Genomic DNA, 7,996 nt, shown 5'->3' with positions numbered 1-7,996 from the left:
TTTTAGCTAAGTTAAGCTAAAATAAGGGTATTAAAACGGAGTGAATGATTTTATTCACTATGTGAACAAAGGTGTGAATGAATATTTTAGGAATCGACCCGGGAAGCCGTAATTTAGGCTATTGCATCCTTCATTGGGATGGCAGAAAGTTTTCACTGGTAGAAGCAGGTTTACTTAAAATAAAGACCAAAGAGCTTCAAGAGCAGATCGTGGAGCTGGTTGAAGGCTTTGATATCATTTTGAAGTCCCATCCTGTCGATGAAGTGGCTATTGAAGATATCTTTTTTGCCTATAATCCAAAGACTGTTTTAAAGTTGGCACAGTTTCGCGGGGCACTTTCGCTCAAAATACTTCAGGAAGTAGGATATTTTTATGAATATACTCCACTGCAGGTAAAAAAAGCGGTAACAGGAAATGGAAAGGCAGCCAAAGAACAGGTAGCCTTTATGGTAAAACGTCTTTTGGGTATCAAAAAAGAGATCAAACCGCTGGATATTACGGATGCGATGGCAATTGCACTGACACACCTTCAGCGTGTGAAAATGCGAAAAGCATAGAGAAGGAAAGTTATCTTTTTTGAAAAAAGAAATTTGGCAGAGGCGCCTTTTAGTTGCTCAAAGGCTTTTGATTCTGCTTTTGTTTTTCAATGCGGATCATGCGTTTTTTGGGTACAGTGAAAGTAGGTTTCATGTTATCTGTTACTGACTCCCGGATGATCATATCGTATAGATAGATATCGTGTTTGAAGTAGGCCAGTCCATTCTCTTCATATACTGTAAAGTAGGTAATATGTACGGGTATCGGTTTTTTAAGACGGATAGTTGTCGGTTCATTTGAAGCAATGATCTCTTCAATCTCTTTTTGTGAATAGTATTTTTTGGCATGCCGGAGAAGGAGATCTGCAAGATCAAAAGGCTTTTCTACACGCATACAGCCTGAAGAGTATATCTTGTAACGACGGTCAAGCAGAGTTTTGTTATCGGTGTCATGCAGATAGACGGCATATTTATTGGGGAACATAAACTTGATACGGCCAAGGGCATTATTGTCTCCGGGGAACTGTACAAAGCGGTAAGGTACAGGTTCGTCACTATGCTCATAAGGATCGAGCTGTTCCTGGGTGATCTCGATCTCTTTTTTACCCTGAAAAACATGAATGTTGTTTTCCAAAAGATAGTTTGGGTTCTCTCTCAGGACATGGATGAGATCACGTTTGATAAGGTTGTCAGGGATTGTCCATGTCGGATTGATCACCATGTATTCAAGTTTGTCATCAAATATTGGTGTCGGCCTGTCGATACGTCCGACAACGACTCCCTTTTTCATAAGCATCTCTCCCTCTTTATAATAACGCAGATTGAAGTCCGGGATATTGACCTCAATATATTCATCCTCGAATGATTTGGGATAGAGTTTGGTCTTGTCAAGGTTGGTGATGATTGCCTGAATATTTTTCTTGACCGGCTGGTTGAGATACCATGTCATAGTTTTGTCCACCTGACCTGTTACTTCAAGCAGATAGCGTTTTTGGTATGTAATGACCGCTTTGCGCAGGGTTTCATCATATTTTCTGCTAAGTGGTGCGTTTTGCGGGTAGTCTCCGGAGATCTGAAGACGTTTTTTTATTTGAATGATGCGGGAAGAGCTGTCTCCGAGTTTAAATACTTTGTTGCTGTATGGGATCTTTGGGAATTTTTCCATACGCTGATAATTCTTAAGCAGTTTTACCAGTTTTCTATAACGTTCTTCCATAGGCAGCAAAGAGACAAGATAGTTACGGATATTACCGTTGACGGCAGCTTGAACAAGCGGGTTGTAAGGAGGAAAGGGTTTTGGTTTCATCTCCCATACTGCCTGGATATCATCACTCTTCTTGAGTGCTTCAAATTTTTTCTGTACCAGTTGCCAGTCAACATCACCCTGGACAATGAAACGTACAAGCCTTACATAGGAGTTGGTCAAAAGCAGATCGAGTCTGGCGTAGACAGCGGCTCTCTTTTCAAGAGGAATGGTATGGTTGTCCAGATAATAGAGCAGTTTTTTGATCGCTTTCTGGTCAAAGGGTTTGTTTTTGTAGTTGAAAAGAGGGTCTTTGAGTGCCTGGATGAGCTCTGCCATCTTGTCACTGTTCTCCGTACCGATCCAAAGTGGTCTGTTCCCGGTTTTTGCATAGATCTCTCGGACGATCTTGCCATTTTCTCCTTTGAGTTTGGTTTGGATAGAGTAGAGCAGGTTCTGTGTAATGTTTTCCATGGTCAAAGGTTGTGCAGCGATAAAGGAGCTAAGCAGGAGGAACAGTACAAGTTGTTTCAATAGTTTCAAGAAGCTCTGTCCTTAGATGTTTTTATGTTTTTTGTCAATGAGCTGCAGATATTTGACTGGCGTAACTGCTTTCATCGCTTCGGCAAGCCATTGTATCTGGAACCATGCGGATCCGGAGGCCCTAAGATCAAAATAGTTTTTAAGACTTCTGATATTGAAAGTGACTACCATATCGACCTTCCAGTTGTCTGAAACGATATGTTTGAAGGCATCCCCCACATTACGTTTTTTCTTCCCACACTCCAATGCCTCATAAAGTGTCTGGGCATTACCTTTATGTTCTTCCAGGAAGGGAAGAGATGATTTTGCTATAGCATTTTTGAGGAAATTCTCATCTCTTTCATATTGGAAACGGAGTTTGTCATAGATCGCTCTGATCTCAATGAAGAGATAGGCTTCGTCGGCAATAACGAAGAGTTCGAGGGAGAGTAGTTTCTCCAGAAAGAAAGCAAAGCTCTCTTTGGCTTCCAAAGAGGCAACAAAGGCATTGATGACAGAGGACATAGTGTAGCGTGTAGATCTCACAGAGATCGCCTGCAACCGGTGGCGTGCATGCTCCTGAAGTACACCTCTGGATGTACCGCGGATGAGGTAACTGAGCGTAGCATGTTCAATGATGGAATGGTGATGGTGTACCCAGGCAAGGTTGGCAAGCAGATCGGAATGTTCGATGGCATTGACAGCATCGGTATCAAGGTCTTCCATCGCATCTCTTACACATGCATTCTCAGAGTTCTCGAAACTGTCGTAACAGGTACGTGCTGCGATCTCCGCTACACCAAGGCCGCTTTCCTGAAGAAGGGTTACTTTTGGTTTTACGTAGGTTATATTGTACATCTCGATCGTTTCCATCACATACCGCCTGTTAACAATTTTAGGTACAATTATAGCAAACTTTTATAAGGACACTTTTTGATGCGCCCAGACGAACGTTTCCACCACTTTCAAGTTGATTTCCGTGACCCTTATGCCAGGGATCGGGACAGGGTACTGCACTGTAGTTCCTTTCGGAGACTGGAATATAAAACACAGGTCTTTCTCAATCATGAGGGTGACTATTTCCGTACCCGTCTGACACACTCTCTGGAAGTGAGCCAGATCGCGCGGACACTCTCAAGAATGCTGCAGCTGAATGAGACGCTTGCCGAAGTAATTGCTCTTTCCCACGATCTGGGACATACACCTTTTGGACATGTAGGGGGTGATGAACTCGACAGGTTGTTAAAAGCAGATGGACATCTGCTTGGTTTTGAACATAATTTTCAGTCTTTCAGGGTATTGACAAAGCTTGAAAAACGCTATAAAGAATTCGATGGGCTCAATCTTACCTTTGCCACGCTTGAAGGGGTATTGAAACACTCTTTCCCCTACCATAAACCTTTTTTGGAAAATCTGGATGAACGTTTTGCGTTGGATAAACATCCAAGCCTGGAAGCAATGGTGGTTGATCATGCTGATGAGATCGCCTATACCTCTCACGATATCGATGACGGAATCAAGTATGGACTGATCACTTTTGGAGATCTGCTTGAAGATGAACTTTGTTTGAGGGTGGACAGTATGGTACAGGAGGAGGGGGTTTACCCGGACGAACCACTCTACCGGCACCGTTTTGTAGCCGGACTCATCAAACTTTTGGTAGAGGATTTTATTGAAAACTCCAAAGTGGGGGCAGCACGGTATAGAAAGGCAGAGCCGATTGTTGCCGCACTTGATGCTAGAGAGAAACTTCCTGTCGGTTTCTCTGAGGTAACAGCGAGAGCGTTGAAAATACTTAAAAAACGGCTTTTTAAAAAGCTTTACAAACATGAAAAAATTGTACGTAAGATGTATGCCGGAAAGCAGTGTATCAAAGGACTTTACACCGCATTTAATGATGATACAGATCTGCTGCCGGTACATCAGAAAGCACTTTTGGAAACACGTCCTAAACACCGGGTCATTGCCGACTATATGGCAGCAATGACAGACCGCTATGCACTTAAAACCTATCATGAACTTTACGGCTTATCACTATAATAGTAACTTTTGGATATAATGCGCGAAAATTACAGTAGGCTAAAAATGCCTGCTTTTCAGGATATTTCATGCAAAAGATCAAAAACATTGCCGTTATCGCTCACGTTGACCACGGTAAAACAACGTTAGTAGATGAACTGCTTCAACAGTCGGGTACCTTTGCTGCGCATCAGCAGGTAGATGAAAGAGTGATGGACAGCAACGACATCGAAAAAGAGAGAGGGATCACGATCCTTTCAAAAAATACGGCTATTACGTACGGTGATCACAAGATCAACATTATCGATACTCCGGGGCACGCCGATTTTGGAGGAGAAGTTGAGCGTGTTCTCAAGATGGTAGATGGCGTATTGATGCTTGTCGATGCACAGGAAGGGGTTATGCCTCAGACCAAATTCGTTCTGAAAAAAGCGATCGAACTGGGGCTTATCCCGGTAGTTGTCATCAACAAGATCGACAAGGATGGTGCAGAACCTGACAGAGTACTTGATGAGATGTTTGACCTGCTTGTTGCTCTTGATGCAAATGATGAACAGCTTGAGTTCCCTGTACTCTATGCAGCTGCAAGAGATGGATATGCAAAATGGAACCTTGAAGATGAGAACAAAGATATGACACCGCTTTTTGAAGCGATTCTTGAAAAAGTACCTTATCCAACCGGTTCAGCAGACAATGATACGCAGGCACAGGTCTTTACACTCGATTCGGATAATTTTGTAGGACGTATAGGGATCACCCGTATTTTCAACGGAAGAGTGAAGAAGGGTGATGAGTATATGCTTGTCAAAGCCAGCGGGGAGAAGATCAAGTCACGTGTTAGCAAACTGATTGGTTTCAAAGGGCTTGAACGTATTGAGATTGAAGAAGCAGAAGCGGGTGACATCGTTGCAATCGCAGGATTTGCCGATATTGATGTAGGAGACTCGATCTGTGATCCGTCCAATCCTGTGGCACTTGATCCAATGCATGTGGAAGAACCGACGCTCTCGGTCATTATGTCGGTCAACGATGGTCCGTTGGCGGGTACAGAGGGTAAACATGTTACCTCAAACAAGATCCGTGAGCGTCTTGAAAAAGAGATGGAGACCAATATTGCAATGCGTATGGAACCGCTTGGCGATGCCAGTTTCAAAGTTTCAGGCCGTGGTGAACTTCAGATCGGTATTTTGGCAGAGAATATGAGACGTGAAGGATTTGAGTTCCTGCTTGCGCGTCCGGAAGTGGTTGTAAAGGAAGAGAATGGTGTTAAAATGGAACCGTTCGAACACCTGGTTGTTGATGTACCTGAAGAGTTCCAAGGGGTTGCCATTGAAAAACTTGGAAAGCGTAAAGCAGAAATGACATCACTTACACCGATGCCTGACGGAACTGTACGCATTGAGTTCGAGATTCCGGCAAGAGGGCTCATCGGGTTCCGTTCGGAGTTTCTGACAGACACCAAAGGTGAGGGGATCATGAACCACTCGTTCATCGAGTACAGGCCATACTCCGGTGTGGTCATCAGTCGTACACCGGGAGCACTCATCTCTATGGATGACGGAGAAGCGGTTGCTTTCTCTCTTTATAACCTGCAGGCACGGGGTATACTCTTTATTCACCCGCAGGATAAAGTCTATAACGGTATGGTTATCGGTGAGAGTGCAAGACCAGGAGACCTTGAGGTCAATCCGCTCAAAGGAAAGCAGCTGACTAACATGCGTTCTTCAGGAAGTGAAGATGCCATCAAACTGGTACCGCCGCGCGAAATGAGTCTTGAACATGCAATGGAGTGGATTGAGGACGATGAACTTATTGAGGTAACACCTGAGAATATCCGTATACGTAAGAAATATTTGGATCCGACGATGAGAAAACGTGTTCAGCGTGACAAAAAAAATGCTGCCAAATAGGTTTACTTCACTGCATATTTGAGGGAGTTTCCCGGTCATATAACAGACCGTATGCTCTCTCTGGGCAACTCTCCTCCAAACCATATCAAAACAAGCTGTTAGCTGTTTTAATTTTTCTATAGTATTTTACATGGTTGTATCTACATAAGCCGGGCTAAGGTTTTTGCCAGAAAAATGTACCAAAATTCTTCACGCTTCACGCTTCACGCTTCACTTCGATTTTGTCGGCATCTGTTTTTTATCAAATTTTAGATAAAATCATGCAATTTATTAAAAGTGAAAAGGATTGTAGTGAAAGTTACAGTAAACAAAATTGACGATGCAAATGTATCGGTAAGTGGAGAGATCGACAACAGTGTGATCGAAGCAAATGTTGACAGACTTGCGAGAGAAGCAGGCAAGCAGATGAAAGTGGACGGATTTAGAAAAGGAAAGGTACCTCCGCATGTTGTAAAAAAGCTTCACGGTGACAAATTGCAGCAGGATGCTGAATCGGATGCACTGAAAGCATTGGTAGATGCCGGTATCGCACAAGCCAATATTAATACTGCTGACATTATCGGTGAGCCGATTTTCAAAAAGTATGACAAACAAGCTGACAAGATTGATGTAGAGCTTGAGATTTCTCTGAGACCGAATGTAGATATTTCAGGATATGAGAAAGCAGTTCCTTCTTTTGAAAAGCCTGAAGCAACGGATGAAGAAGTAGAAGCAAAACTTGAAGATATCAAAGCGCAGCAGGCGACTTATGCAAAGATCAAGAGAAAAAGAATGGTCAGAGACGGTGACATGGTTGTGATCGACTTTGAAGGCTTTGTGGACGGTGAGGCATTTGAAGGCGGTAAAGCTGAGAAGTTCAACCTTAAGATCGGTTCGGGACAATTCATCCCCGGTTTTGAAGATCAGATCATTGGTATGAAGTATGAGGAAGAGAAAGATATCGTTGTTACTTTCCCCGAAGAGTACCAGTCTAAAGACCTTGCAGGTAAAGAGGCTACATTCAAAGTAAAACTGCATGAGATCCAGGAACAGGTTCCTGCAGAACTCAATGATGAGTTGGCACAAAAACTTCTTAATGATGAAAAGGCGACACTGGAAACACTGAAAGAGAAACTCAAAGAGCAGATAGTGAATGAGAAGATCTCCAAGCTTTACAATGAAGAACTCAAGCCAAAACTTATTGAGGCATTGGTAGAGACATTTGATTTTGCACTGCCGAACAATATTGTTGAGCAGGAGATCGATGCGAAGATCAATGCGAAAGCAAGAGAGATGAAAGAGGAAGAGCTCAATGAGTACAAAGAGAATACGGAGAAGGTAGAGGCCCTTCGTGAAGAAGTAAGAGACGAAGCTAAAAACTCTGTCAAGGCAACATTCATTGTAGATGCATTGGCAAAAGCACAGGAAGTGACTGTGGATGATCAGGAAGTGTCACAGGCGATCTACTATGAGTCGATGATGAGCGGTCAGGATCCTCAGGCAGTGATCAAGTACTATCAGGAGAACAACCTTCTTCCTGCAGTGAAGATGGGAATGATCGAAGACAAACTCTTCGGAAAGCTTCTTGGACTTGATAAATAAGAAACGCGGAATAAACGGCAACTGGTTGTCGTTTATTGCTTCGGAACCGGAACGGTCGGAGCAAAGCGTAGCCGTGTAGGACAAAAACTCTTCATATCTTTGGTGGGTAGTTGTCCACTCTTCATTAATCATTAATCTTTTTAATGTATATTTAAATCGATTAAAATAATCTATTTTACTATATA

General features: G+C 43.0%; 6 protein-coding genes. 4 read left to right on the top strand and 2 right to left on the bottom strand.

Going from position 1 to position 7,996, the window contains the following annotated elements; translation table 11 throughout:
• Positions 1–77 precede the first annotated feature (77 nt).
• Positions 78–557: a crossover junction endodeoxyribonuclease RuvC gene (gene ruvC / locus IMZ28_RS10945; RefSeq protein WP_197548616.1), complete on the top strand. Its 480-nt coding sequence runs from the start codon at positions 78–80 to the stop codon at positions 555–557.
• A 49-nt stretch (positions 558–606) separates the two neighbouring features.
• Here ruvC and IMZ28_RS10940 read toward each other — a convergent pair whose 3' ends face one another.
• Both IMZ28_RS10940 and IMZ28_RS10935 read right to left on the bottom strand, forming a co-directional pair.
• Positions 607–2,322: a L,D-transpeptidase family protein gene (locus IMZ28_RS10940; RefSeq protein ID WP_232087482.1), complete on the bottom strand. Its 1,716-nt coding sequence runs from the start codon at positions 2,320–2,322 to the stop codon at positions 607–609.
• Positions 2,323–2,334: 12 nt separating this feature from the next.
• Complete coding sequence (locus tag IMZ28_RS10935; RefSeq protein WP_197548615.1) at positions 2,335–3,174, bottom strand: FAD-dependent thymidylate synthase; 840 nt, start codon at positions 3,172–3,174, stop codon at positions 2,335–2,337.
• A 63-nt stretch (positions 3,175–3,237) separates the two neighbouring features.
• On the opposite strand from IMZ28_RS10935, the gene IMZ28_RS10930 reads away from it, so the two are divergent.
• From IMZ28_RS10930 to tig, 3 genes are all read left to right on the top strand, one after another.
• Positions 3,238–4,341: a deoxyguanosinetriphosphate triphosphohydrolase gene (locus tag IMZ28_RS10930; RefSeq protein WP_197548614.1), complete on the top strand. Its 1,104-nt coding sequence runs from the start codon at positions 3,238–3,240 to the stop codon at positions 4,339–4,341.
• 68 nt (positions 4,342–4,409) lie between these two features.
• Positions 4,410–6,230 (top strand): translational GTPase TypA, encoded by a 1,821-nt coding sequence (typA, locus tag IMZ28_RS10925; protein ID WP_197548613.1) that lies wholly within the window; start codon positions 4,410–4,412, stop codon positions 6,228–6,230.
• Positions 6,231–6,521: 291 nt separating this feature from the next.
• Complete coding sequence (gene tig / locus IMZ28_RS10920) at positions 6,522–7,811, top strand: trigger factor (RefSeq protein ID WP_197548612.1); 1,290 nt, start codon at positions 6,522–6,524, stop codon at positions 7,809–7,811.
• Positions 7,812–7,996 lie beyond the last annotated feature (185 nt).

Origin of the sequence: Sulfurovum indicum (genome assembly GCF_014931715.1) — a bacterium.
Classification (GTDB): Bacteria; Campylobacterota; Campylobacteria; order Campylobacterales; family Sulfurovaceae; genus Sulfurovum; species Sulfurovum indicum.
The sequence above is the reverse complement of the archived record's forward strand: the minus strand, read 5'-3'. Positions and strand labels throughout refer to the sequence as shown.